General features: G+C 71.9%; 27 protein-coding genes. 17 read left to right on the forward strand and 10 right to left on the reverse strand.

Annotated features, from left to right (window positions below; genetic code table 11):
- Positions 1 to 48 precede the first annotated feature (48 nt).
- Positions 49 to 459, reverse strand: a complete 411-nt coding sequence (locus ACZ51S_RS12580; RefSeq protein ID WP_468475508.1) for an SCO4983 family protein — start codon at positions 457 to 459, stop codon at positions 49 to 51.
- Between the two features lie 103 nt (positions 460 to 562).
- On the reverse strand, positions 563 to 1,774 hold the full coding sequence (locus ACZ51S_RS12585) for a pyridoxal phosphate-dependent aminotransferase (RefSeq protein WP_468475509.1): 1,212 nt from the start codon (positions 1,772 to 1,774) through the stop codon (positions 563 to 565).
- Between the two features lie 238 nt (positions 1,775 to 2,012).
- Here ACZ51S_RS12585 and ACZ51S_RS12590 point away from each other — a divergent pair, with 238 nt between their 5' ends.
- Positions 2,013 to 2,489, forward strand: a complete 477-nt coding sequence (locus tag ACZ51S_RS12590; protein ID WP_468475510.1) for a macro domain-containing protein — start codon at positions 2,013 to 2,015, stop codon at positions 2,487 to 2,489.
- 43 nt (positions 2,490 to 2,532) lie between these two features.
- Here the strand turns inward: ACZ51S_RS12590 and ACZ51S_RS12595 are convergent, their stop codons facing one another.
- Positions 2,533 to 3,180 (reverse strand): TetR/AcrR family transcriptional regulator C-terminal domain-containing protein, encoded by a 648-nt coding sequence (locus ACZ51S_RS12595; protein ID WP_468475511.1) that lies wholly within the window; start codon positions 3,178 to 3,180, stop codon positions 2,533 to 2,535.
- A gap of 118 nt (positions 3,181 to 3,298) precedes the next feature.
- Here ACZ51S_RS12595 and ACZ51S_RS12600 point away from each other — a divergent pair, with 118 nt between their 5' ends.
- A complete protein-coding gene (locus tag ACZ51S_RS12600; RefSeq protein ID WP_468475512.1) occupies positions 3,299 to 3,964 on the forward strand; it encodes a DUF4386 domain-containing protein in 666 nt (221 codons plus the stop codon).
- Between the two features lie 79 nt (positions 3,965 to 4,043).
- Here the strand turns inward: ACZ51S_RS12600 and ACZ51S_RS12605 are convergent, their stop codons facing one another.
- The 5 genes from ACZ51S_RS12605 to ACZ51S_RS12625 all read right to left on the reverse strand — a co-directional run bounded on the left by ACZ51S_RS12605 (position 4,044) and on the right by ACZ51S_RS12625 (position 8,922).
- On the reverse strand, positions 4,044 to 4,541 hold the full coding sequence (locus ACZ51S_RS12605; RefSeq protein ID WP_468475513.1) for a nitroreductase family deazaflavin-dependent oxidoreductase: 498 nt from the start codon (positions 4,539 to 4,541) through the stop codon (positions 4,044 to 4,046).
- Between the two features lie 137 nt (positions 4,542 to 4,678).
- Complete coding sequence (locus ACZ51S_RS12610; protein ID WP_388934334.1) at positions 4,679 to 4,864, reverse strand: hypothetical protein; 186 nt, start codon at positions 4,862 to 4,864, stop codon at positions 4,679 to 4,681.
- A gap of 113 nt (positions 4,865 to 4,977) precedes the next feature.
- Entirely contained in the window at positions 4,978 to 6,000 is a 1,023-nt protein-coding gene (locus ACZ51S_RS12615) for a YdcF family protein (RefSeq protein ID WP_468475514.1), read from the reverse strand.
- Between the two features lie 49 nt (positions 6,001 to 6,049).
- Positions 6,050 to 7,630: an N-acyl-D-amino-acid deacylase family protein gene (locus ACZ51S_RS12620; RefSeq protein ID WP_468801048.1), complete on the reverse strand. Its 1,581-nt coding sequence runs from the start codon at positions 7,628 to 7,630 to the stop codon at positions 6,050 to 6,052.
- Positions 7,631 to 7,641: 11 nt separating this feature from the next.
- The gene (locus tag ACZ51S_RS12625) at positions 7,642 to 8,922 is read right to left on the reverse strand and encodes an alanine racemase (RefSeq protein WP_468475516.1); all 1,281 of its coding nucleotides are present in this window, start codon (positions 8,920 to 8,922) and stop codon (positions 7,642 to 7,644) included.
- Positions 8,923 to 9,167: 245 nt separating this feature from the next.
- On the opposite strand from ACZ51S_RS12625, the gene ACZ51S_RS12630 reads away from it, so the two are divergent.
- Positions 9,168 to 9,578 carry a RidA family protein gene (locus ACZ51S_RS12630; protein ID WP_388934325.1) on the forward strand — a complete coding sequence of 137 codons (411 nt, stop codon included), beginning with the start codon at positions 9,168 to 9,170 and terminating at the stop codon, positions 9,576 to 9,578.
- Between the two features lie 55 nt (positions 9,579 to 9,633).
- On the opposite strand, the gene ACZ51S_RS12635 is transcribed toward ACZ51S_RS12630, so the two are convergent.
- Both ACZ51S_RS12635 and ACZ51S_RS12640 read right to left on the reverse strand, forming a co-directional pair.
- Positions 9,634 to 10,968 carry a M14 family metallopeptidase gene (locus tag ACZ51S_RS12635; RefSeq protein ID WP_468475517.1) on the reverse strand — a complete coding sequence of 445 codons (1,335 nt, stop codon included), beginning with the start codon at positions 10,966 to 10,968 and terminating at the stop codon, positions 9,634 to 9,636.
- 124 nt (positions 10,969 to 11,092) lie between these two features.
- A complete protein-coding gene (locus ACZ51S_RS12640; protein WP_468475518.1) occupies positions 11,093 to 12,787 on the reverse strand; it encodes a chitinase in 1,695 nt (564 codons plus the stop codon).
- Positions 12,788 to 13,157: 370 nt separating this feature from the next.
- Between ACZ51S_RS12640 and ACZ51S_RS12645 the strand changes: the two genes are divergently transcribed.
- The 14 genes from ACZ51S_RS12645 (at position 13,158) to ACZ51S_RS12710 (ending at position 24,044) form a co-directional block, all read left to right on the forward strand.
- Positions 13,158 to 14,027, forward strand: a complete 870-nt coding sequence (locus ACZ51S_RS12645; protein ID WP_468884545.1) for a hypothetical protein — start codon at positions 13,158 to 13,160, stop codon at positions 14,025 to 14,027.
- 39 nt (positions 14,028 to 14,066) lie between these two features.
- Entirely contained in the window at positions 14,067 to 14,768 is a 702-nt protein-coding gene (gene cpaB, locus ACZ51S_RS12650) for a Flp pilus assembly protein CpaB (protein WP_468475520.1), read from the forward strand.
- 7 nt (positions 14,769 to 14,775) lie between these two features.
- Positions 14,776 to 16,047, forward strand: coding sequence for an AAA family ATPase (locus ACZ51S_RS12655; RefSeq protein WP_468475521.1), 1,272 nt, complete (start codon positions 14,776 to 14,778; stop codon positions 16,045 to 16,047).
- A 3-nt stretch (positions 16,048 to 16,050) separates the two neighbouring features.
- Positions 16,051 to 16,419: a TadE/TadG family type IV pilus assembly protein gene (locus ACZ51S_RS12660; protein ID WP_468960689.1), complete on the forward strand. Its 369-nt coding sequence runs from the start codon at positions 16,051 to 16,053 to the stop codon at positions 16,417 to 16,419.
- Position 16,420: 1 nt separating this feature from the next.
- On the forward strand, positions 16,421 to 16,786 hold the full coding sequence (locus ACZ51S_RS12665) for a TadE/TadG family type IV pilus assembly protein (protein ID WP_468960691.1): 366 nt from the start codon (positions 16,421 to 16,423) through the stop codon (positions 16,784 to 16,786).
- 2 nt (positions 16,787 to 16,788) lie between these two features.
- Positions 16,789 to 18,132: a CpaF family protein gene (locus ACZ51S_RS12670; RefSeq protein ID WP_467891405.1), complete on the forward strand. Its 1,344-nt coding sequence runs from the start codon at positions 16,789 to 16,791 to the stop codon at positions 18,130 to 18,132.
- A complete protein-coding gene (locus ACZ51S_RS12675) occupies positions 18,129 to 19,067 on the forward strand; it encodes a type II secretion system F family protein (protein WP_468475524.1) in 939 nt (312 codons plus the stop codon). Before ACZ51S_RS12670 ends, ACZ51S_RS12675 begins: the two co-directional genes overlap by 4 nt.
- A 25-nt stretch (positions 19,068 to 19,092) precedes the next feature.
- Positions 19,093 to 19,983, forward strand: a complete 891-nt coding sequence (locus ACZ51S_RS12680) for a DUF5936 domain-containing protein (RefSeq protein WP_468960813.1) — start codon at positions 19,093 to 19,095, stop codon at positions 19,981 to 19,983.
- Between the two features lie 3 nt (positions 19,984 to 19,986).
- Positions 19,987 to 21,069 (forward strand): sensor histidine kinase, encoded by a 1,083-nt coding sequence (locus ACZ51S_RS12685; RefSeq protein WP_468475526.1) that lies wholly within the window; start codon positions 19,987 to 19,989, stop codon positions 21,067 to 21,069.
- A complete protein-coding gene (locus ACZ51S_RS12690; protein ID WP_468475527.1) occupies positions 21,066 to 21,770 on the forward strand; it encodes a response regulator in 705 nt (234 codons plus the stop codon). The genes ACZ51S_RS12685 and ACZ51S_RS12690 overlap by 4 nt, the downstream gene beginning before the upstream one ends.
- Positions 21,771 to 21,880: 110 nt before the next feature.
- Positions 21,881 to 22,126: a hypothetical protein gene (locus ACZ51S_RS12695; protein WP_468960693.1), complete on the forward strand. Its 246-nt coding sequence runs from the start codon at positions 21,881 to 21,883 to the stop codon at positions 22,124 to 22,126.
- 17 nt (positions 22,127 to 22,143) lie between these two features.
- The gene (locus ACZ51S_RS12700) at positions 22,144 to 22,785 is read left to right on the forward strand and encodes a pilus assembly protein TadG-related protein (RefSeq protein ID WP_468960695.1); all 642 of its coding nucleotides are present in this window, start codon (positions 22,144 to 22,146) and stop codon (positions 22,783 to 22,785) included.
- A 226-nt stretch (positions 22,786 to 23,011) separates the two neighbouring features.
- Entirely contained in the window at positions 23,012 to 23,401 is a 390-nt protein-coding gene (locus ACZ51S_RS12705; protein WP_468960698.1) for a hypothetical protein, read from the forward strand.
- Between the two features lie 4 nt (positions 23,402 to 23,405).
- Positions 23,406 to 24,044, forward strand: coding sequence for an OmpA family protein (locus ACZ51S_RS12710; RefSeq protein ID WP_468960700.1), 639 nt, complete (start codon positions 23,406 to 23,408; stop codon positions 24,042 to 24,044).
- Positions 24,045 to 24,068: the final 24 nt, after the last annotated feature.

Consider the following 24,068-nt stretch of genomic DNA (forward strand, 5'->3'; position numbering starts at 1 on the left):
GGGGCGTGGCGCCCGGTCCGGAGCCTGCGCGGTCCCGGACCGGGGCCGTCAGTGGGCGCCGGCCCGGTCGGGGGTTTCGAGGGCGGCGGTGTGGGCGTCCATGCGCTGCGCCGCGAGGATCGCCGCGGCGGTGTCGGCACGGGACGCGGCGACGAGCAGGGCGCGCGCGGCGAGGTCGCGGGCGCGGCGGTGGAGGGTGCGGCTGTCGGCCCCGTCGGCCAGCGCGGGATAGGCGATGCGGACGGGGTGGGAGCCGCGCAGGCGCTTGACCTGGGCGGCGATGCGCACGGCGCCGTCGTCGTCGAGGCCGAGCTCGTCGGTGACGGCGAGCAGCGCGGAGAGGTGCCCGGCGAGCTGGATGTCGAGGGCTTCGCCCCGGCTGCTCTGCGGGTAGTGGGCGTCGGTGTGGTTGCCGTCCACTCGGTGGACGACCGACTTGGGGCGGATCGGCTCGTACATGAGGAGGCCTCCTGCTGGGTCAGGAGGCCATCCTACATTGGAACCGGTCTAAGGTTGAGTTGAATCCTGGCTGAGCGCCGCTGGAGCACGGGCGCGGCGACGGCTACGGCTGCCCGTAGCCGTCCAGGAAGCGGCCGATCCGGGTGACGGCGTCCGCGAGGTCCTTGGTGCTGGGCAGGGTCACGATGCGGAAGTGATCGGGCTCGGGCCAGTTGAAGCCCGTGCCGTGCACGACCATGATCTTCTCGGCCCGCAGCAGGTCGAGGACCATCTGCCGGTCGTCCTTGACCTTGTAGACCGCCGGGTCCAGCTTCGGGAACAGGTACAGCGCGCCCTTGGGCTTCACGCAGGTGATGCCCGGGATCTGCGTCAGCAGGTCGTACGCCGTGTCGCGCTGCTCCAGCAGCCGGCCGCCCGGCAGCACCAGGTCGACGATCGACTGGCGCCCGCCCAGGGCGGTGGCCACGGCGTGCTGCGAGGGCATGTTCGCGCACAGGCGCATGTTCGCCAGGATCGTCAGGCCCTCGATGTACGAGGCGGCGTTCTTCTTGGGCCCGCAGACGGCCATCCAGCCCGCCCGGTAGCCGGCCACGCGGTAGTTCTTGGACAGCCCGTTGAAGGTCAGGGTCAGCAGGTCGGGCGCGATCGCGGCGGTGTTCGTGTGCGTGGCGCCGTCGTAGAGGATCCGGTCGTAGATCTCGTCGGAGCAGACCACCAGGTTGTGCCGGCGGGCGATGTCCGTCAGGCCCCGCAGCATCTCGTCGTCGTAGACGGCGCCGGTCGGGTTGTTCGGGTTGATGATCACGATCGCGCGGGTGCGGTCGGTGACCTTGCGCTCGATGTCGGCGAGGTCGGGCATCCAGTCGGACTGCTCGTCGCAGCGGTAGTGCACGGCGGTACCGCCGGCCAGCGAGACCGAAGCCGTCCACAGCGGGTAGTCGGGGGCGGGGACGAGGACCTCGTCGCCGTCGTCCAGCAGCGCCTGCATCGACATCTGGATCAGCTCGGAGACGCCGTTGCCGAGGTAGATGTCCTCGACGTCCAGGTGGATGCCCTTGGTCTGGTAGTGCTGCATGACCGCTCGCCGCGCCGACAGCAGTCCCTTCGCGTCCCCGTAGCCGTGGGCGTTGCCCAGGTTGCGGAGCATGTCCTCGAGGATCTCCGGCGGGCACTCGAAGCCGAAGGCCGCGGGGTTGCCGGTGTTCAGCTTGAGGATGCGATGACCTGCCGCTTCGAGCCGCATCGCCTCTTCGAGGACGGGTCCGCGGATCTCGTAGCAGACATTGGCGAGTTTCGTTGACTGGATCACCTGCATGACGGGAGCTTACGGGCCCCGCCGCCCGCCCGCTCGAGGGTTCCGGGGGAATTCCACCGAGGGAAATGTCCCACTTCGCGCGATGGGAGGGCGCAGACGCCGTCCACCCTTTGAAACGGCGGCCCGCCCGCCGCCAGGCCTACGGAATGAGGAACCCCGGCCGGACCTCCCGCCCCCGGTGTTGCGCTCGTCACCCCGGACGCGGCCCGTTGTCAGTGCCCCCGCCTACCGTGGGGGCATGGAGCCGCTGAGGATCGTTTCCGGGGACGCGACGAGTCCGCAGGCCAAGGGGCCGAAGCTGATCGCCCACGTCTGCAACGACATCGGCGGGTGGGGGAAGGGCTTCGTCCTCGCGCTCTCGCGGCGCTGGCCCGAGCCGGAGGCCGCGTTCAGGGCCTGGCACCGGGGGCGCGCCGGGAACGACTTCGGGCTCGGTGCGGTGCAGGTGGTGCGGGTGCGGCCCGACGTGTGGGTGGCCAACATGGTCGGCCAGCGCGGGATACGCACCGGCAGCGGAGGCCCGCCCATCCGCTACGACGCCGTCGAGCGCTGCCTCGGCGCCCTGGCGGGCCACGCGCTGGAGCTGGGTGCGAGCGTCCACATGCCCCGCATCGGCTGCGGGCTGGCCGGCGGCAAGTGGTCCCGCATCGAGCCGATCGTCACCGGGGCGCTCTGCGCGCGGGACGTGGCGGTGACGGTGTACGACCACGCATGAGGTGACATCCCGCTCCGGGGTGGCCCGTTCCGGGCAGGAGGTCTCAGCGGGCTGAGCTCCAGCCGCTTTCGCGGAGGCGTTCGAAGCCGTCCAGGAGCAGGTCCAGCGCGAACTCGAACTCGAACTGGTCGTCACAGCCCCCGCCCACCACGGAGGCCCCGTCGTGCGCGGCCGCCGCGGCCAGTTCCGCGATGCGCGGGTAGCGCTCCGCCAGGGCCGGGTCCGGGGGGCCGGCGCTGCCTGAGTCGTCGAACAGTTCCTGGCTGAAGCCCAGCAGCCGGCTGCCCATCGCGTGCATCACGTGGTGCGTGAGGTCGGCCGTGAAGCCGCCGTCACGGAACGCCCCGATCATCGAGTCCAGGTACTCCAGCACCGCCGGCGTCGGGACGCCGCGCGACTCGAGCACCCGGTACGCCCAGCGGTGGCGCAGCAGGACCCGGCGGGCGGAAAGGATCCGCCGCCGCACCACGTCCCGCCAGTGGGGGCCGGGCTCCGGGGGGTCGATCTGGGCGACGACGGAGTCCAGCATGCCGTCGAGGAGCTGCTCCTTGTTGGCCACGTGCTTGTAGAGCGCCATCGGTACGACGTCCAGCTCCTGCGCCAGCCTGCGCATGCTGAGCGATTCGATCCCGCTCTCGTCGGCGAGCGCGACGGCCGCCCGCAGGACCCGCTCCCGGTTCAGCCGTGTCATCCGGCCCCTCCCTTCCCTTCCCCCCTGCTCCTCCGCTTGACGAGTGTACGCCGTACACCTAGGGTTCCGGGCAGCAGAGAGGTGTACGCCGTACACCTCCGCAGGGGAGGGGTCGCGCATGAACGCGGACAGACGTACGGCGGTCGTCGCGGGGGTGCTGTTCCTGGTGACCGAGGCCGCCGCGATCGCGGGGGCCGTCCTCTACCGCCCCCTGCTCGGCGGCGGAGCGGCGGCCGGAGCGGGGGCCGGGCCGGCCGTGGACCGGGCGCTGTTCGGCGTGCTCTGCGAGCTGGTGCTCGTCGCCGCCGTGGCCGGCACCGGCGTGGCGCTGTACCCGGTGATCAGGCGGTGGGGCGAGGGCCTCGCGCTCGGGTACGTCTGCGCCCGCCTCGTGGAGGCGGTCGTCATCCTCCTCGGCATCGTCGCCGTGCTCACCCTGACGACCGTGCGCCGGGAGACGGCGGAGCCGGGCGCCGCCGACGCGGTGCTGGTGGCCGTCCACGACTGGACGTTCCTGCTCGGCCCCAACGTCGCCCTCGGCGTGAACACCGCCCTGCTGGCCTGGCTGATGTACCGCTCGCGGCTCGTGCCCCGGCCCATCGCCGTGCTCGGGCTGGTCGGGGGCCCGCTGATCTGCGCATCCGCCGTCGCCGTGATGTCCGGGCTCTACGCGCAGCTCTCCGTGCCCGGCTCGCTGGCGGCGCTCCCGGTGTTCGCGTGGGAGCTGGCCCTGGCCGGGTACCTCGTCGTCAAGGGCTTCCGGGGCGTACGGACCGTCGGCTGATCCGGCACGTGCCCGTCGCGGAGGCGCCCCGTCCACGGCCCGGGCGTATCGATTCGCCTCGACGGGACGGGGCCGCCCGTCACCCCTCCACGATCACCAGCGGCAGCTCGCGGGGCCGTGCGCGCTCCTGGTAGTCGTCGTAGAGCGGCCACAGCGCGGTCAGGGCCTCCCAGTACGTCTCCCGCTCCACCGCGTCCGCCGTGCGCGCCCACGCCGCGAACGTCCGGGTGCCCACCTGGAGGCGTACCTCCGGGCGCGCGGTGAGGTTCCCGTACCAGGAGGGGTGGCGGCGCCCGCCGGAGCCGGCGGCGACGACCAGGTACCGGCCCTCGTCCTCGGCGTAGATCAGCGGCGTGCGCACCGGCCGGCCGGTGGCACGGTCGAGGGTGGTCAGGAGCAGGGTCGGGACCCCGCGCCACAGGTGGCCGTCGGTGCCCCCGCTCGACACGTAGGCGCGTACGTGATCGAGCCGCGGCCCGGGGCGCGGATCCGTCGGGTGGTCCCAGTCGACCGGAGGGACCGGGGAGACCGGGAAGACCGGAGTGCCCGGGTCGACCGGGACGGCAACGCTGTTCATGTGACCTCCGTAGGGCGTCCCCCCGGAGCGCTAACGAGCCTCCACCGATTCTGGATGCGCCGCGGCTCACCGAGAGGCCACGGCCCGGGGCGGCCCCGGGCCGTGGAACCCGGCAGCGTCATCCGGCCGGCCCCGCCCTACGGCAGGAAGCGCTCGATGACCTGCGGACCCTCCTTCTCGATCAGCTTCCGCGCCTTCTCGACCCGCTCCGGAGTCGGGTCGTGGCCGGTCGCCATCACCAGGTCCTCGGGGTCGTACGCGCGCTCCCCACCCGTGAAGAGCCGGTCCGACCGGGTGGGCTGCTCGTTGGCTTCACTGTCCATCGGATACCTCCTACGGTGCCCCAGGCCCCCATACTCCGGCTCCGGCCCCATGAACGCACGTCGGGCCCCCGAAGGCCCCCGGCCCGGGGCGCCGCCGCCCGGCGGAACGGGCCTCAGGCAGGGGAGACGGCGGCCGTGAGCGTCGCCAGCGCGCCGACCGCGACCAGCGCCCCGCAGATCGACAGGTTGACCGCCCGGTGCTCCCAGAACACCGCCACGAACTCGCGCAGGGTGGCGCTCGGCAGGAAGTAGCGGGCCGTCGGCGAGCCGACCACCTGCCCGTTGACCCCCGTCTTGCGGGCCAGCATCGCGGCCCGGAAGGCGTGGAAGTTGTTGGTGACGACCACGCACCGGTAGCCCGGATTCGCCGCCAGCATGATCCCCTTCGAGAAGAGCATGTTCTCCTCGGTCGTGCGGGAGTTCTCCTCCAGCGTGATCGCCTCCGCCGGAACCCCCTCCGCGATCAGCCAGTCGGCCATCGCCCGCGCCTCGGAGACCCGCTCGTCGGAGCCCTTGCCGCCCGAGACGAGCAGGACCGGCGGGCGCGAGCCGCGGGCCAGCTGGGCCTCGTAGATCCGCTGCCCCTTGCGCAGCCGCGAGGCCAGCAACGGCGGCACCCGCTCCCCGCCGACCAGACCGGAGCCCAGCATCACCACGTGGTCGACGTCCCCGCGCACCTTGATCCGGCCGTAGAGGAAGGCGTACCCGAGGAAGCACAGGAAGAGGAAGGAGACGTAGCCGACGACCAGGGTCAGGGTCGCGGCCACGCCGTTCAGGACCGTGGAGCGGAACATCGGGACGACGACCAGCAGCGCGATCATCCCGAAGATCCCGAGCCCCGCGAGCATCGAGAGCAGGTTGGCCGGACTGCGGCCCTCCTTGCGGATCATCGTCACGCCGTTGGCGATCAGGAAACCGCCGATCGCCATGGTGCCGAAGGCGGGCGCCGTGAGGGCGATCGCGATGATCGTCAGGGCCGCCCACCCCGGCAGCGCCGTCACCTGGAAGAGCAGCGCGGCCGACAGCGTGATGAAGGTCAGGCCGAACAGCACCGCGTTGCTGAAGCGGCGGCGGTCCTTGAAGGTGCTTATGCAGAAGGCGAGGAAGAGGAGGGCGGGGAGCAGGAAGGCGGCCATGCCGTTCATCGTATGTGCCGGGCGCATACGCCCTCCGGGACCAAAGCCCCTACCGGCCCACAGGGGTTCGGCGGACCGCCCGCCCGGCCAGGACGCCGGTCCTGGTCCCGTCCCGCATGACGAACCGTCCGTCGATCAGGACGTACGGGATCCCCGTGGGCAGCGCGCGCGGCCGTTCGTACGTGGACCCGGCCGCGACCGTCTCCGGGTCGAAGAGGACCAGGTCGGCGCGGAACCCCTCGCGCACCAGCCCCCGGTCGGGCAGCCGCAGCCGCGCCGCCGGGCGGCCCGACAGGTGGGCCACGCACTCCTCCAGGGACAGCACGCCCAGCTCCCGCACGTAGTGGCCCAGGTAGTGCGGAAAGGTGCCGTACGCGCGGGGGTGCGGCTTCGCGCCGTGCAGGATCCCGTCGGAGCCGCCCGTGTGGACGGGGTGGCGCATGATCGCCCGGACGTTCCCCTCGTGGCCGACGTGCTGGAGCACGGTCGGTCCGAGCCGGTCCCCGAGCAGCAGCCGCCGCGCGGTCTCCCAGCCGTCGAGGCGGGTGCCGACGTGCCCCCGGTACGCGGGGTCGTTGGTCCCGGAGACCTCTACGGAAGCCCAGTCCACCGGCACCCCGTGGCAGCCGTCGGAGCCCGTCACCTCCAGGGCGTACCGGATCCGTCCGGCGGTGTCCTCGTCGCGCAGCCGCGCCAGGAGCGCCTCGGGGCCGCCCTCGTGCGCCCAGCCGGGCAGCAGCGCGGCGAGGGTGGTGCAGCCGGGGGTGTACGGGTAGCTGTCGAGGGTGACGTCGGCGCCGTCGGCGAGGGCCGCGTCGAGCAGGGCCAGCAGGTCGGGGGCACGGCCCTCGTTCTCCGCGAAGTTCATGGTGGCGTGCGCCAGGTGCAGCGCGCAGCCGGCCTCGCGGCTCAGCGCGAGCATCTCGGCGTAGGCGGCCAGCGCGCCGCGCCCGTACGAGCGGTGGTGCGGGCAGTAGTAGCCGCCGTACCGGGCCACCACGGCGCACAGCGCGGTGAGTTCGGCACCGGAGGCGTACATGCCGGGGGTGTAGGTGAGCCCGGAGGACATGCCGAAGGCGCCCTGCTCCAGGCCCTCGGCGACGAGCCGGCGCATCCGGTCGAGCTCGGCGGCGGTGGCGGGGCGGTCGTCCCAGCCGAGGGCGTACGCCCGCACGGTGCCCTGGGGCACGAGGTAGGCGGCGTTCACCGCGATGCCCTGTCCGCCGTGGGCCCGGTCCAGCCGGCCGAGGTACTCCCCGACGGTCCGCCAGTCGAAGTCGACGTCGTCACCGGGGCCGTTCCAGCCCGCGATGGCGGTCCGCACGCCGGCCAGGGTCCGTTCGTCGGTGGGCGCGTACGACAGGCCGTCCTGGCCGAGGACTTCGAGGGTGACGCCCTGTGCGGCCTTGGCGCTGTGGTCCGGGTCGCGCAGCAGCGCGAGGTCGCTGTGGGCGTGCATGTCGGTGAACCCGGGGGCGAGGACGAGCCCGTGCGCGTCGAGGCTGCGCCGTCCGCCGCCCGGGATCCGGCCGATCGCGGTGATCCGGCCCCCGTGCACGGCGACGTCCGCGGTGTACGAGGGCCCGCCCGTGCCGTCGACGACGCGGGCGCCCCGGATGAGGAGGTCCACGGCCAGGAGGACTAGAAGAAGGTGCGTACGTAGTCGGTGACCCGGCCGTCGGCCTCCACGACCGGGATCAGCGGCCACTTCTCGAAGATGGTGCAGGGGTGCGACATGCCGAGCGCCACCCAGTCGCCGACCTGGACGTCGTCGGCGGAGTCGGTCTCCAGCCAGGCGTGCTGGTCGGACAGCTTGACCACGCGGACGCCGGTCGCGGGCCGTTCGGTGCCGTCGAGGGCGTCGCGGACCAGCTCGGCCTCGGGCAGCCCGAGGTCGTAGGCGATGTCGCGCTTGCCGGCGTTGACGAAGGCCTGGGTGGGGGAGGGACGGGAGACGACCTGGGTCCACAGCCGGAAGGCGGGGCGCAGTCCGCCCTCCCCGGGAACCCGGTTGAAGGGGGTCAGGCGGCCGTACCAGCCGTGGTCGTGGGAGACGTACGCGCCGGAGCGCAGCAGCTTCAGGACGGGCCGGGACAGGGCGGGCAGCTCGGCGAACACGTCGGCGACGGCGTCGAACCAGGCCGACCCGCCCGCGCTGACGACGATCTCCTCGACGTCCGGGCCGAACCGCCCGGCCTTGTCGAACTCGGCGGCCAGGCCGGTGAGCCGGCGCAGCCAGGCGCGCACGCCGTCCGCGTCGGCGCCGGGCACCTCGGCCTCGTACCCGGCGACGCCGACCAGGCGCAGGGTGCCGGCCGCGGCGACGGCGTCGGCGACGGCCCGGCAGTCCTCGTCGGTACGGGCCCCCGTGCGGGCCCCCTCGCCGGCCCCGAGCTCGACGACCACGTCCAGCACGGCGCCCCGCCCCTGGAGGGCCCGGTCCATGAGCCGGACCCCGCGCACGGAGTCGACGTAGCAGACGAACCGGAAGCCGGGGTCGGCGACGAGTTCGGCCGCGACCCAGTGCAGGGCGGCGGGGTCGACGAGCTCGTTGGCGAGGAAGACGCGCTGGATCCCGAAGGCGCGGTAGACGCGGGCCTGGTGGGGGACGGCGGCGGTGATGCCCCAGGCGCCGTGCGCGAGCTGGCGCTCGAAGAGCTGGGGGGCCATGCAGGTCTTGCCGTGGGGCGCGAACGCGAGGCCGTGGCGGGCGGAGTACTCGCCGAGCACGGTGAGGTTGTGCGCGAGCGCGTCGGCGTCGAGGGTGAGGACGGGAGTGGTGAACCCGCCGCCGTACAGGTCGCGGCCCTGCGCGGCGAGTTCCCCGACGGTGAGGCCCGCCGCCTGCGCGTCCGGCGGGAGGCCCTTGAACCGGTGGTCGACCGGTTCGTCGGCGAGCCGTCGGACTGCGTCGCTGGCCATGGGGTCCTCCTGGGGGTGGTGCGGGTGTGCCGCGCGTGGTGCCTGTGGTCTAACACCCGGGGGGACGAGGGTCAACGCCGTGCCGGTTCCGCCGGGCGGAGCCGGCCGCCGCGGGGGGAGCCGGTCCCGACGGGGCGGTAGCCCGTCCTCGCGAACCGGTCGAACGGGCCCCCCGGGGACCGCGCCCCGCTGAGACCATCAGCGGGGGGAAACACCCCGCACCGATACGAACGCAGAGGACCCTCGTGAGCGAGAAGACCGCCGTCACCCCCGAGTCCCACCCCGCCCCGCCCGCGAAGTTCTCGCACGGCGTCCGCAAGGGCAACGTCCTCCAGGTCGCCGGCCAGGTCGGCTACCTGCCGCACGCCGAGGGGCGGCCGCCCACGACGGCCGGGCCGACGCTGCGCGAGCAGACCCTCCAGACGCTGGAGAACGTCCGTTCCGTGCTGGAGGCGGGCGGGGCGAACTGGGACGACGTGATGATGATCCGCGTCTACCTGACCGACACCGGGCACTTCGCCGAGATGAACGAGATCTACAACGCCTACTTCGAGGAGCAGGGCCTCAAGGAGGCCCCCGCCGCCCGCACCACGGTGTACGTCGGCCTCCCGGCCGGGCTGCTGATCGAGATCGACGCCCTCGCGGTACTGGGCTGACGCGGCGAAGGGGCGCCCCCCTGGCGGTGGGGCGCCCCGGTCCGGCCCGTCCGCGTCACGCGGTGCAGTACTGGGCTTCCTTGCCGATGGAGCGGTACATGCAGTCCGCGTTCTCCAGCAGCTGGAGCACGGCTTCCTTGTTGCGCGCCGTCTCGCGGTCGATCACCTCGTCGGGCGGGTAGAAGCCGCCGCCGCCGCTCGACGGGTACATCTCGAAGGTGTAGCCGAAGATCCTCTGGTCGCCCCACAGCCAGTCGTCGATCGTGCCGTCGGTGATGTAGAGGTCGCTCGACTGCTCGGGCGTGTAGCCGTTGCTGGCGGCCATGCTCGTGCCGATCTTCTTGTAGACGGCGAGGTCGTCGGCGGTCAGCCCCGGCGCGGTGTCGTTGTAGGTGTAGCCGAAGGGCCACAGCACCAGTTCGCTGTACGTGTGGAAGTCAATCGCGGCCTTGATCTGCTGCTTGCCGCCGACCACCCGGCCGCGGACGAAGTCGGAGACCGCCTTGACCTCGGGCGCGGACTCGGCGGCCGGCCCGCGGTAGGTCTCGGAACTCTTGCTGCCGCTGGAGCCGCCGCAGCAGCCCCACTTGTAGTTCCAGTTGCGGTTCTCGTCCGTGCCGACGTACGAGGAGCCGCTGTTGGGCTGGCGGTTCTTGCGCCAGGAGCGGTAGGAGCCGGTGGCGATGTCGTACTCGCCGCCGTCCGGATTGAGGTCCGGGATGATCCAGATCTCGCGCTGGTTGACCATGTTCGTGACGCGGCTCTCGCTGCCGTACTTCGAGCCGAACTCCTTGAGCAGGTACAGGGCCATTTCCACGGTCAGGTGCTCGCGGGCGTGCTGGTGGGCCGTGAAGAGCACCTCGGGTTCGGCCTCGTCCGTGCCGACGTTGTCACTGATCTTGATCGCGACGAGGTCCCGGCCCTGGTACGACTTCCCGATGACCCGCTTGCTCATGATCCCGGGGTACTGGGCGATGCGCTGGTCGATCTCCGCACTGGCCTCTGCGTAGTTGTGGTACCTGGAGTCCGCCGAGGGGAAGTCCATCGGGGAGGACGCCACGCCCCGCTCGGTCCGGTCCGGCGGGCCGGGCAGCGCGGTGAGCTCGTGGCCCAGCGCGCGCAGGGCGCGGGCCTGCATGGGGTCGGCGCTGACCACGACCGAGTGGGCGTCCACCTCGTCGATGGAGGCGCCGGTGCGCAGCAGGGCCGTGCGTTCGGCGGCCGTGGACGGGCCGTGGATCTCGTACTGGACGATCGCCTCGTCCTGGGTGGCGGTGGAGGGGGTGGGCGGGGGCGCTGCCGTCGCGCTCATGCCGTAGGCGGGTGCGCCGAGCGCGAGCGCCAGCAGGGCCGCCGTGACGGCGGCCCTCCGGCGGTGGTGGAGCCGCATGCGTTCTCCTGGGTGGGAGTGTGGGGTAGCCGTGCGGACGCGCACAGCGTGCTCTCATGGCATGTTCCGGTCAAGAACCCGAGGGGCTCACCGGGCCGAATCAGCCACCCCACACCTCTACCTCCTACGGCAGCGCGTGGACCTTCGGACCCACCGCGTTGGACCAGGTGCTACCCGCCTTGGCGTCCCAGTTGGTCGACCAGGTCATCGCCCCGCGCAGCGAGGGGTAGGTCTTCGACGGCTTGAAGGACCCGCAGCCGGTGCCCCTGGTCAGGCAGTCGAGGGCGTTGTTGACGATCGTCGGGGAGACGTAGCCGCTGCCGGCGCCGCTCGGCGAGGCCGGGACGCCGATGCCCACCTGGGAGGGGTCGAGGCCGCCCTCCAGCTGGATGCAGGCCAGCGCCGTCAGGAAGTCCACCGAGCCCTGCGCGTAGACCTTGCCGTCGCAGCCGTTCATCGCGCCGCTGTTGTAGTACTGCATGTTCACGACCGTCAGGATGTCCTTCACGGCCAGCGCCGTCTTGAAGTAGCCGTTCTGGGTCGACTGCATGTCGATGGTCTGCGGTGCCATGGTCAGGACCAGCGAGGGGCCGGCCTTCGCCGACAGGGCGCGCAGCGCCTGCGTCATGTAGGTCGGGTTGAGGCCGTTCTCCAGGTCGATGTCGATCCCGGTGAAGCCGTACTCCTGCATCAGCGCCCAGGCGGAGTTCGCCAGGTTGGCGGCGGAGGCGGAGTCATTGACCGAGATCGTGCCCTTCTCGCCGCCGATGGAGAGGATGACCGACTTGCCGGCGGCCTTCTTCGCGGCGACGTCCGCCTTGAACTGGGCCACCGTGTAGCCGCCGAGTCCCGCCGAGTCGAGGTTGAAGGCGATGGCGCCGGGCGTGGCCGTGGCGTCGGCGAAGGAGACGGCGATGATGTCGTACTGCGCGGAGACGTCGGAGAGCCTCTGGACGGTCGCGCCGTTGTCGAAGTTCTGCCAGTAGCCGGTCAGCGCGTGCCGGGGCACCGAGGGGTTCGGGTTCGGGCCGCCGCCCCCGGTGGTGGTGCCGGTGACCGGAGCCGACCTGGGGCCTTCCCCGGCCGCGTTGTACGCACTCACCTGGAAGGAGTACGAGGTGCCGGCCGCGAGCCCGGTGACGGCGGTGGAGGTGCCCGTGACCGTCTGGACGCGGGCCCCGTCCTGGTAGACGTGGTAGCCGCTCGCCCCGCCGACCGCGTTCCACGAAAGGGTGAGCCCGTTCTGGCTCTGGCCGGAAACGGCGGCCCCCGCGGGCGCGCCCGGCAGGCCCGGTCCGGGATCGGTGGGGCCGCCGCCGTCCGGGCCGAGGACGCTGAACTCGTCGGCTGTGTAGGCGGGCTGGCCGTACCAGCCGTGGGTGTGGACGGTGACCTGGGTGGTGTTCGGCCCGGTGGTGAAAGTGGTCGACAGCTTCTGCCAGCCGCCGCCCGAGCCGGGGGTCCAGGTGGAGACGTCCTGGGTGCCGGTGCCGGTCGCGCCCAGGTAGACGTACGAGCCCTGCACCTGCGCGCTGAGCGTGTACGTGGAATTCGGCTTGACCGTGACGGTCTGGCTGCAGCGGGCGTTGTCCGAGCCCGCCGGGGTGGCCTTGAGGGCGCCCGCCCCGGCGTAGACGGGAGAGGAGACGGAGGCGCCGCTGCCGTTCGAGCAGGACCAGTTGGCGAGGCCGGACTCGAAGCCGCCGTTGCGGACGACGTTGACGTCGGCGGCCCGGGCGGGACCGGCCGCGAGGGCGGTCAGCCCGCCGGCGGCGAGGGCGGCGGCGACGGGCAGGGCGAGGGAGCGTATGCGGTTCACGTGGGCTCCGTGGGGGGAGGAAGGGGAGGAGCGGAAGGGGGGAGCAGTGCGGGGGAGTGGGGTCCCCGGGACCGAGAGCTGGCGCCAGCCAAGTTGGTCCAGACCAATCCCCGTGTCAAGGGTGTTTGCAATGTGGCTTGAAATGCGCGGAGCCCCGATCCCGGTTGTCCGGGTTTCCCGCCTCCTGTGACACGTGCTTCCGGCACGGGAATCCTCAAGCCCCTGCCCTGTCAGGGGCGTCGCGGATATGGTGCTCGGGCAAGGGGGAAGGGCGTCGATCGTTTGCGGTCGCGCAGCATGCGCGCGTACGCGAAGCCCGGGGACGGCCGGGCGGACGGGCGCCGCGCAGAGGGTGAACGGGGGGATTCGCGTGCCGACCGCCATCGCTGTCACCAGTGCCGATCTGGTGCTGCCGGCCCCGGACCGGCACACCCCGGGCGCCGCCGTACTGAGCCCGCCGGCCGAGGCCGGCCTGGAGGCCTCCCTCGCCGAGACCACCGCCCTGCTGGAGCGGCACGGCCATCTCGTCGCCGTCGTGCCGTCCTGGCTGCCGCCGGCCACCGCGCGCCGGCTGCGCACGGTGCGGGCCGTCCTGGAGACCGACCGGATCGCGCTCCTCGAGGTCGATCTGCCGCCGCTGGCCACCGCCGTGCTGGTGCGTCAGCTGCGCCAGCTCACCGTCTGCGACTTCAGCCCCGGAGTGATCGCCTCGGCCGCCCGGCTGCTGTCCCACTACATCCACGCGGGCGCCCTGCTGGGCTCCGTCGCCAAGCTCGACCGGATCCCGGTCGGCCTCAAGGCGCACGCCCGCTCCTGGTCGCCCGGCGCCCAGTTCGCCGTACTCGCCCACCCCGCACCGCACCTGGCCCGGCTCGGCACCGCCGCGGCGGGCGCGCTGCCGCCCGGGCCCGCCTTCGCCACCCACCTCACCTTCGCGCGCGGCCAGCTGTCCTCCGACTGGGTGGCGGCCGAACTGGCCCCCGCCTGGCAGGTGCGGGGAGTCATGGAGAACCCGCTGCCCGCCGACTCCGCCCGCTGGTGGGCCACCCCGAAACTCGTCGAGTTCGCCGCCGCCATCCCGGACGTGTCCGTGCTCCACCAGCTGGTCGCCTCGGTCCGGCGCGAGGAGTGCGGCTGGTGCGGCTTCGAACTGATCGGCGACCGCTGCGGCTTCTGCGCCGCCCCCCTGGCCGCACCCCCGCCCGAGGCGGCCGCCGCCCGCTCCAGATCCGGATCCTGACCGCCCGAACGAACGAAGAACGGCGAGGTAGTACGGCCCATGAACTCACGCCAGCGCCGCGGCGTCATCCTGCTCCTGCTGTCGGTCCTGTGCGCCCTCGCCGCCTTCGCCGGGGTCCTCGTCGTCATCGGCGACGTCAACTCCAAGGTCGGTTCCGAGGTCGTCGCGTACCGCGTCAAGGGCGACATCGCACCGTACAGCGCCCTCTCGGCCGGCCAGTTCGAAGAGGTGAAGGTCCCCAAGCGGTGGCTGTCCGACACCGCCGTCGGCGACCTCGGCGCGCTCCAGGGCAAGATCGCGCTCACCACCCTGAAGAAGGGCTCCCTGCTCCAGAGCGACATGTTCGTCGACAAGCCGCAGCTCCAGGCCGGGGAGCAGGAGATCGCCATCATGATCGACGCGGCCACCGGCGTGGCCGGCAAGATCACCTCGGGCGCCAAGGTCAACATCATCGCCACCTTCAAGGGCGCCAAGGAGACCGACCCCTCCCGCTCGGTGATCATCGTCGCGAACGCCCGCGTCCTGGGCGTCGGCAAACTCACCGCCCTCGACAAGGACAGCGACCGCAAGGGCCCCGCCGAGGCGGTCCCGATCACCTTCGCCCTGAACACGAAGGACACCCAGCGCGTCGCCTACGCCGAGTCCTTCGCGGAGCACGTCCGGCTGGCCCTGGTGGCACCCGGCACCGACTCGGCACCCAGCCCGGCCGACCGCACGTACACCCTCGACGGGGACAAGTGAGGCGCGGATGACCACTCGAATCCTCCCCGCGGCCGGCGACCCGGACGCCGCCCGCTCCCTCGCGGCCCTGCTCGGCCAGCTGCCGGACGCCGAGCCCGCCCCGCCCGTGCCCGACTCCACCTCCCTCCTCGACATGCTGGGCCGCCTGGCCGCCGAGTCCGTCGACGAACTCCCCGAGGTCGTCCTCGTCCACGAGCGGATCGGCCCCGTCCCCGCCCTGGAGCTCATCCGCGAAGTCGCCCTGCGCTTCCCGGCCGTGGGTGTCGTCCTGCTCTCCTCCGACACCGGACCCGGCCTCTTCTCCGCCGCCATGGACTCCGGGGCGCGCGGCCTGATCGCCCTGCCCCTCTCGTACGAGGAACTCTCCGCCCGCGTCCAGGCCGCCGCCCTGTGGGCCGTCGGCGTACGCCGCCACCTGGGCGGGGGCGCGGACGCGTTCACCGGCCCGGGCGGCCGGGTCGTCACCGTCACCGGGGCCAAGGGCGGCGTCGGCACCACCTTCACCGCCGTCCAGTTCGCGCTGGCGGCCGCCGCCTCGGGGCGGCGCACCGCCCTGGTCGACCTCGACCTCCAGTCCGGCGACGTCGGCTCCTACCTCGACGTGCAGTTCCGCCGCTCCATCGCCGACCTGGCCGGCATCCAGGACATCTCCCCCCGGGTCCTCCAGGACGCCGTGTACGAGGACCGCACCGGCCTCGCGCTGCTGCTGGCCCCGGCGGAGGGGGAGCGGGGCGAGGAGGTCGACGAACGGGCCGCCCGCCAGGTGATCAGCGCCCTGCGCGCCCGCTACGAGCTCGTCGTCATCGACTGCGGCACCCAGGTCACCGGAGCCAACGCGGCCGCCGTGGAACAGGCGGACGTGGCCGTGCTCGTCACCACCCCCGACGTGGTCTCCGTACGGGCGGTCAAGCGGATGGTCCGGATGTGGGAGCGGCTCCAGGTGCGCAAGGCGGAGGACACCGCCGTGGTGGTCAACCGCTGGAGCAAGCACACCGAGATCCAGCCCTCGCTGATCGAGAAGATCACCAAGACCCGGCCGGTGCGTACGCCGGTCCCCGCCGCCTTCAAGGAACTCCAGGCCGTGGTGGACGCCGGCCGGGTGCAGGACCTCGACAACCGCTCGACGGTCAAGCAGGCGCTGTGGGCGGTGGCGGGGGAACTGGGACTGCTGTCCGCGCCGGAACGGGCCGCCGCCCCGGCCCGGACGGGCACCGGGTCCGTCCTGGCGCTCCGCGCGGCCGGACCGGTGGCCCGGCTGCGGCGCGGGCGGGGGGACTGACCGGTGCGGGGCCGGCGGGGCGAGCGGGGCCGGGACCGGGGCCAGGTGGCCGTGGAGTTCGTCGGCGTGGTGCCGCTGATCCTGCTGCTCGTGGCGGCGGTGTGGGAGTGCGTACTGATCGGGTACGCGTTCTCCCTGGCCGGGAACGCGGCCGACGAGGCGGCGCGGGCGGGGGCGGTCAAGGGCAAGGTGGCGTGCGAGGCGGCCGCCGTCGAGCACATCGGGGGCGCGTGGGGACCGGAGGTCGAGTGCGGCCGGGCCGGGGACGTCTACACCGCGAGGGTCAGCCTCGGCATCCCCGTGCTCTTCCCCGGCCTCGACTTCGGGCGGATCGACGGCAAGGGCGGCGCGGCGATGGAGCGGGAGGAGTGACATGAGACTACGGAACATCCGCTCCGACCGGGGCCAGGTGGCCCTGGAGTACATCGGCTTCGTGCCGATCCTGCTGTTCGTCGCGCTGTGCGGGATCCAGCTGGGCTGGATCGCGTACGTCCACGAACAGGCGGACACCGCCGCGCGGACGGCGGCCCGCGTGGAGGCCCAGCACCGGGGCCGGGGCGAGGCGGCCGGACGCGCCGCGATCCGCGAAGGACTCCCGGCGACCATCACCGTGGCCGCGGGCGCCGACGCGGTCACCGCCACCGTGAAGATCGAGGTCAACACCATCGTGCCCGGACTGGACGTCCCGGACGCCATTGCCACCGCCGTCATGCCCGACGACGACCCGAAGGGACCGTGACCATGAGCCTGCGTTCCCGGGTCAGCACCCCCGACGACCGCCACGGCCCCCGCGAGGACGGCCGGCTCGTCTCCTCCTACCGCGCCAAGCTGCTGGAGGAGATCGACCTCGCCGAGATGTCCGCGCTCGCGCCCGCCGAGCGCCGGGCGCGCCTGGAGCGCGTCCTGGGGCACATCATCAGCCGCGAGGGGCCCGTCCTCTCCACCGCCGAGCGCGCCCAGCTGATCCGCCGCGTCGTCGACGAGGCGCTCGGCCTCGGCGTGCTCGAACCGCTCCTCGAAGACGCCTCCATCTCCGAGATCATGGTCAACGGCCCCGACCAGATCTTCGTCGAGCGCTCCGGCCGGGTCGAGCAGCTCCCGATCCGCTTCGCCTCGCACGAGCAGCTGATGCAGACCATCGAGCGCATCGTCTCCACCGTCAACCGCCGCGTGGACGAGGCCAATCCGATGGTCGACGCGCGCCTGCCCAGCGGCGAGCGCGTCAACGTCATCATCCCGCCGCTCTCCCTCACCGGCGCGACCCTCACGATCCGCCGCTTCCCGCGCGCCTTCACCCTGCACGAGATGATCGCCCTCGGCTCCCTCGACGAACAGATGCTGCTCCTGCTCTCCGGGCTGGTCCAGGCGAAGATGAACCTGATCGTCTCGGGCGCCACCGGCACCGGCAAGACCACCCTCCTCAACGCCCTCTCCGGCCTGATCCCGGAGGGCGAGCGCGTCATCACCATCGAGGACTCCGCCGAACTCCAGCTCCAGCAGGCCCACGTCATCCGCCTCGAATCCCGCCCGGCGAACGTCGAGGGCAAGGGGCAGATCACCATCCGCGACCTCGTACGCAACTCCCTGCGCATGCGCCCCGACCGCATCATCGTCGGCGAGGTCCGCGGCGGCGAGACCCTCGACATGCTCCAGGCGATGTCCACCGGCCACGACGGCTCCCTCGCCACCGTCCACGCCAACAGCTCGCAGGACGCCCTGATGCGCCTCCAGACCCTCGCCTCCATGTCCGAGGTCGAGATCCCCTTCGAGGCCCTCCAGGACCAGATCAACAGCGCCGTCAACGTCATCGTCCAGCTCACCCGCTTCGGCGACGGCTCGCGCCGCATCACGGAGATCTCCATCCTCGACTCCCACGGCCGCGAGCCGTTCCGGATCACCACCGTGTGCCGCTACATCGCCCAGCCCATGGGGGCCGACGGACGCGTGCACGGCTACTTCGCCTACGCCCCGCTGCCCCGCCGGATCGCGGAGCGCCTCTACATGAGCAACCAGCCCATCCCCCAGGCCTTCGGGGTAGCACCGGAGGACTACCTCGACCCGCTGACCTCCCGGACCGTGCTGTGACCCACCTCGTCCTCCTCACCCTCGGCGCCACCCTGCTGGCGGGACTCCTCGTCTCCCTCGGGGTGCACGCGTACTCGGCCGGCCTCGCCCAGCGCGCCGCCCTCGTCGACCGGCTCTCCGCGGAGGGCACCCCCGAGGCCACCGGCCGCAGACGCCGCTTCCAGGGCGTCGACCGGCGCCTGCGCAGGACGAAGCTGGGCCGGCGCATCGAGCTGAAGCTCGCGACCACCGGCCTGGACGTCACCCCGGGCGAGTTCTTCGTCTACATGCTGATGGCGGTCGCCGGGACCTGGCTGGTCTCCGCCTCCCTCCTCGCGCCCTTCTTCGGCCCGGTGGCCGGCCTGATCGGGCTCTGGGCCGCCAACGCCTTCCTCAACTGGCAGCGCGCCCGGCGCACGGAGCGGTTCATCAACCAGCTGCCCGAGCTGGCCCGCATCCTCGCCAACGCCACCCAGGCCGGGCTCGCCCTGCGCACCGCCATCGGGATCGCCGCGGAGGAACTGGAGGCGCCGGCCGGGGAGGAGCTGTCCCGGGTCACGGACCGGCTCGCGGTCGGCCACTCCATCGAGGAGGCGCTCGGGGAGATCGTCGAGCGGCTGCCGTCAAGGGAGCTGGTCGTCCTCGTCTCCACCCTCGTCCTGTCGGCGCGGGCGGGCGGCGCCATCGTAGGCAGCCTGCGGAACCTGACCGTGACCCTGGAGCAGCGCAAGGAGACGCGCAGGGAGATCCGTACGCAGCTCTCGCAGGTCACGGTCACCGCGTACCTGGTCCCCGCCATCGGCCTCGGCTCGCTGCTCCTCGTCGACCTGATGATGCCGGGCGCGCTGGACCGGATGACGGGCGCCCTCATCGGACAGACGGCGGTGCTGGTGGCGCTCGGCCTCTTCACGCTCGGCTTCGTCCTCATCCGCCGCCTGTCGAAGATCGACGTCTGAGGGGCCGGCCGCGATGAACACCTACCTGCCCTTCCTCCTGGCCCTGGCCGCCGCCCTCTCCGTCTTCGGGATCCTCCACGGCGTCCGGCTCTACCGCGCCGACGTCGAACTCCCGACCGACCTCGCCCTCGCCCTGGAGGTCGGCGCCACGCGTACGACCGCCGTCGGCTCGGCCGTCGACCGGCTCGGCATCCGCTGGGCACCGCTGGTGCTGCGGCTGATGGGGCCCAAGCAGGTGGCCCGAAAGCGCCGCCAGATCGACATGGCCGGCAACCCGGCCGGCCTCACCATCGACCGGTACGCCGCCCGGCGCGCGGTCTACGGCTTCCTGGGCGGAGTCGGCGCCTTCGCGATGCTGCTCAACGGCAAGCTCATCCCGGCGCTGCTCATGGTGGCCTTCGGACTGTTCTGGATCGAGGCCGGGCTGTGGTCGGCGATCCGGATCCGGCGCGACAACATCGAGCGCACCCTGCCGGACTTCCTCGACGTCCTCGCGGTCGTCGTCAGCGCGGGCCTCGGCTTCCGCCAGGCCCTCGAACGCGTCGCGGGCAAGTACGAGGGCCCCTGGGCGGACGAGGTCCGCATCACCCTCCAGCAGCTGGACATGGGCGTCAGCCGCCGCCAGGCCTTCGACGAACTGCGCCGCCGCAACGACAGCGAACAGGTCGCCCAGTTCGTCACGGCGCTGCAGCAGGGCGAGGAGCTCGGCTCCCCGATCGTGGACACCCTGATCGCCATCGCCGAGGACATGCGGCGCACCGACGCCCAGAACGCCCGCAGGCGTGCCGCCCGGGCCGTCCCCAAGGCCACCTTCGCGGTGACGATGTTCATGCTGCCCGGCACCCTGATCCTGCTGGTCTGCGGCTTCGTCTACGGCGCGAACGTCGACTTCGGCGCCCTGCTGGGAGGCGGCTGAGCCATGCGCCTGGAAGCCAACGCCCTCCAGGCCCTGTGCCGCCAGGTGTTCGCGGTACGGCTGGTCATGATCCCCCTCGGCGCCCCCCTGGCCCTGGGCCGTACGGCGCCGGGCGTCCCGGTGTACCTGGTCGCGGGCGCGGTGGTGGGCACCTTCACCCTCTCCTACGCCCTCTACCGCGACTGGGAGCGCTTCGGGCCGCTGCTGCTGCGCCACCGCTGGCTGCTGGCGGCGGACATGGCGGTGGGCGCCCTGCTGCTGATCACCGCAACCCCCTCCTCCCCGCTGGGGCTCGTCGCCCTCGGCACACCGCTGCTGGCCGGGCTGGTCTACGGCTGGCGGGGCTCCGCGGTGTTCGCGGCGGCGCAGACGGTGGTGGTGGCGGCCCTCGGCGGCGGCCTGGCCCTCTCCCTGCTCTGCGTCCTGTCGGGCGCGGCCGGCTCCTCCGTACGCGACTTCCTCTTCCGCCTGTCGCAGACGCGGGCGCGGCTGGCGGCGGCCGAGGCGGTCCGGGAGGAGCGAGAACGGCTGGCGCGGGAGATGCACGACTCGGTGTCCAAGACCCTGCACGGCCTCGCGCTCAGCGCCGACGCCCTGTCCCGCACGACGGACCCCGCCGCCCTACGCCACCAGGCCGAACAGGTGGCCGCGGCGGCCCGCCGCGCGGCTTTGGAGTCCCGTGCCCTGCTCACGGACCTGCGGCGCGCCGAGGAGGTCCCCCTGCTGCCGGCGCTGCGCGCACTGGACGCGGAGGTCCGGGTGTCGGGGGAGCTGCCCGCGCTGCCTCCGGCCGTGGCGGGACACATCCTGTCGGTGGCCGCGGAGGCGGTGGAGAACGCACGCCGCCACGCGGAGGCCACCGAAACCCTGCTGACGGTGTCGGTGACCGGCACGCACCTCACCGTCTCGGTGGAGGACGACGGCCGCGGCCTGCCGGCGCGGCTGCCCTCCGGGGGCCACTTCGGCGTGCTTGGCATGCGGGAACGCGCGGCGGCGATCGGAGCCGCCCTCTCCCTCGGACCCCGCCCGGCGGGCCGCCCCGGCACCCGCGTCCGTCTCTCGCTCCCGCTGGAGGGGATCCGATGACCCCGACGACCCCCACGACGCCGATCGACGTCCTGATCGCCGACGACAACCCGGTGGTACGGGCGGGCCTGAGCGCGCTGCTGGCCACGGCGGGGGACCTCCGCGTGGTGGCCCAGGCCCGCGACGGCCGCGAGGCCCTGCACCTGACCCGGATCCACGCCCCGGACGTGATCCTGCTGGACGTCCGGATGCCGGGGGTGGACGGCATCTCGGCGCTGCCGCACCTGGTGTGCCTGGCGCCGGTCCTGATGCTGACGTACAGCCAGGAGGCGGAGGTCGTCCGCGAAGCCCTCCTCCTGGGCGCGGGCGGCTACCTGATCCACGGCGAGTTCACCGCCGACGACCTGGTACGCGCGGTCCGTGACATCCACGCCGGCCGCGCCCACTTCACCCCGACGGCCGCCACCGCCGTCCTCGCGGAACTCCGGTCCTCTTCGCAAACGCAACCTTCTGTGGCACAGTCGACGGAGCGCATGCACAACTCCGTTGTGTTCGGCCTGAGTTCGCGTGAGGTGGAGATCATGGACCTGATCGCGTCCGGCATGAACAACCAACAGATCGCCGGCGCCTGCTTCATCAGCGAGAAGACGGTCAAGAACCACATCAACCGCATCTTCGCGAAGCTCCAGAGCACCAGCCGCAGCGAAGCGATAGCCCGCTGGCTGGGAACCGCCCGTCCGGGAGTGACTGGTCATGGGTAGACACCGTGCGCAATGGGACCGTATTTGGGCCCCGGGACCCTTGGTCATCACCCGTCACTCCCCGTACCGTCCGCGAATCGACTGCGGAACCGGACCGGGAGGGATCCCCCATGTCGAACAACACGCTGCTGAAGGTCTCCGTCGAGGCGAAGGTACGGGTCAACGGCTGGACGGACACGACGGTGACCCGGATCCGCAAGCGCTACGCGAACCTCGACCGGGGGCAGACCGCGTTCGAGTACCTGGGCATCATCCTGGTGGTGGTGGTGATCATCGGTGCGATCGTCGGTTCGGGCATCGGGGCGGAAATCACAAAGCGAATCAAGGATGCCGTGAACAAGATCAAAGCTGGCTAATGAGCCTACGCAGGAGGGTGGAGCAGGACCGCGGCCAAGCGTTCCCCGTTTATATCGTCGTGATCGCAGGCCTCCTCTTCGCCGCGCTCGCGCTTTTCGTCATTGGTCAGGCATCGGTTACCCGCAGTGATGCGCAGGGTGCTGCGGATGCAGCCGCGTTGGCTGCCGCTCAGGACATGCGTGACCACTTGCTCCCAGGTGTGGTCCTCGCTGAGCTGAAGCCCATGGATTGGGAGCAGATCCTCACGGGGGACAGGCTCGATTCCACAGGATCCTGTGGGAAGGCTGCCGACTTTGCTGAGAGCAACGGCGCTACGGCATCCTGCACCGCCGGCGTTCTCAGCTTCAAAGTGGCTGTCAGTACAAAGCGGTCCGTTGGGAGTTCGGTTCTTCCCGGAACTGAAGACATGAAGGGGACGGCTGACGCAACTGCGGTGATCGAACCGCGCTGTCAACTGGGGGCAGTGGTGACACCCAGTCCCACGCCCACGCCTTCTGCGGGAGAGAGCCCACCACCGACGGGCAGCCCGCCTCCGAAGTTGCCGGGGCCGGTAAAGATCGAGTGCAAAGGGGGGAAGAAAATCACCTTCGACCCCGCGAAGCCTGATCTTTGGCGCACCTTGGCACGGACGCTGTTCGACGTGCGCTTGAGCGGCTGACCTCAAACCATCCCACAAGGAAGCACAGATGAGCATTCGGCAGACGGTAAAGACCCGCAGGGGAGCGACCCTAGCGCTTGCGGCGGTCCTGTCCATCGCACTAGCCGGGTGCGGAAGCGGCGACGACAAGCAGGGCGCTTCCCCCAAGGCCCCAGAGTCACAGTCCCAGGGAGCCGGAAACGCTTCAACCTCGCAGGCTGCTGGCCAGACACCTGCGCCAGCTGTGGTGATCGCCACACTGAAGGGCCAACAGGGCATGGTCTTGGATGTCACTTCGGCCAAGCGCGATGCCGGAGGATACATCACGATCAGTGGGCAGATCAAGAACACGGGCGCCGAGACGTTCACCGACACCGTGTCCTGGCGTGGTGTTGAACTGAACGGGGCCGGTGAATCGGTGGCCGGAGCTACCTTCGTCGACAAGGCGGGCAAGAAGCGCTACTACGTTCTGCGAGATACCGAGTCCCGGTGCTTGTGCACGTCAGGTGTGTCCAGCGTGGCTGCCGGTCAAACGGTGCCGTTCTTCGCGCAGTTTCCCGCACCTCCAGCCAGCACCACTGAAGTGGAGTTCAATCTGCCTACCTTCGCTCCGGCCACCGTCAAACTCTCGGGGTGACCCCATGACAAAACGCCACCGCGTAGTCGCAGCCACAGCCGTCGCCGGGCTCGTCATCGCCGGCACCCACCTGATCGGCGCCACCGCCGCCTACGCCGACGACCCCAAGCCGTCCGTACCGCCGGGAACGGAACCCACCTCCGCCGCGCCCGTGCAGGTCGACCCGAACGCCCCCGGTCTCAAGATCCCCCAGGGCGGCACCCTGGCCCCCATCAAGGTCCTCGACATCGCCGAAGTCGTCGAAGACCTCGGCGGTGAGCAGCGCCGCCAGGAGACCAACCAGAACGTCATGATGGCCCTGCAGTCCGAGGTCCTCTTCCCCGAGAACAGCGCCGTCTTCAACGCCCAGGCCGCCTCCCGCATCCAGGCCATCGCGCAGGAGATCAACACCCAGAAAGCCACCCGCATCCGCGTCTTCGGCTTCACCGACGACCAGGGCAGCTACGAGCACGGCAAGGAGCTCTCCAAGCAGCGCGCCGACGCCGTCCAGGCCGAGCTGGCCAAGACCGTCACCAGCCCCGGCGTGACCTACGACGTCCGCGGCTACAGCGAGGACTACCCGATCGCCGACAACAGCACCGAAGAGGGCCGCAAGAAGAACCGCCGCGTCGAGATCACCTTCCCCCGCGGCGCCACCGGCTAGCAGCCCGGCTCCCGACGCGGGGGA

It is taken from the genome of Streptomyces sp. NPDC034043 (genome assembly GCF_055575675.1).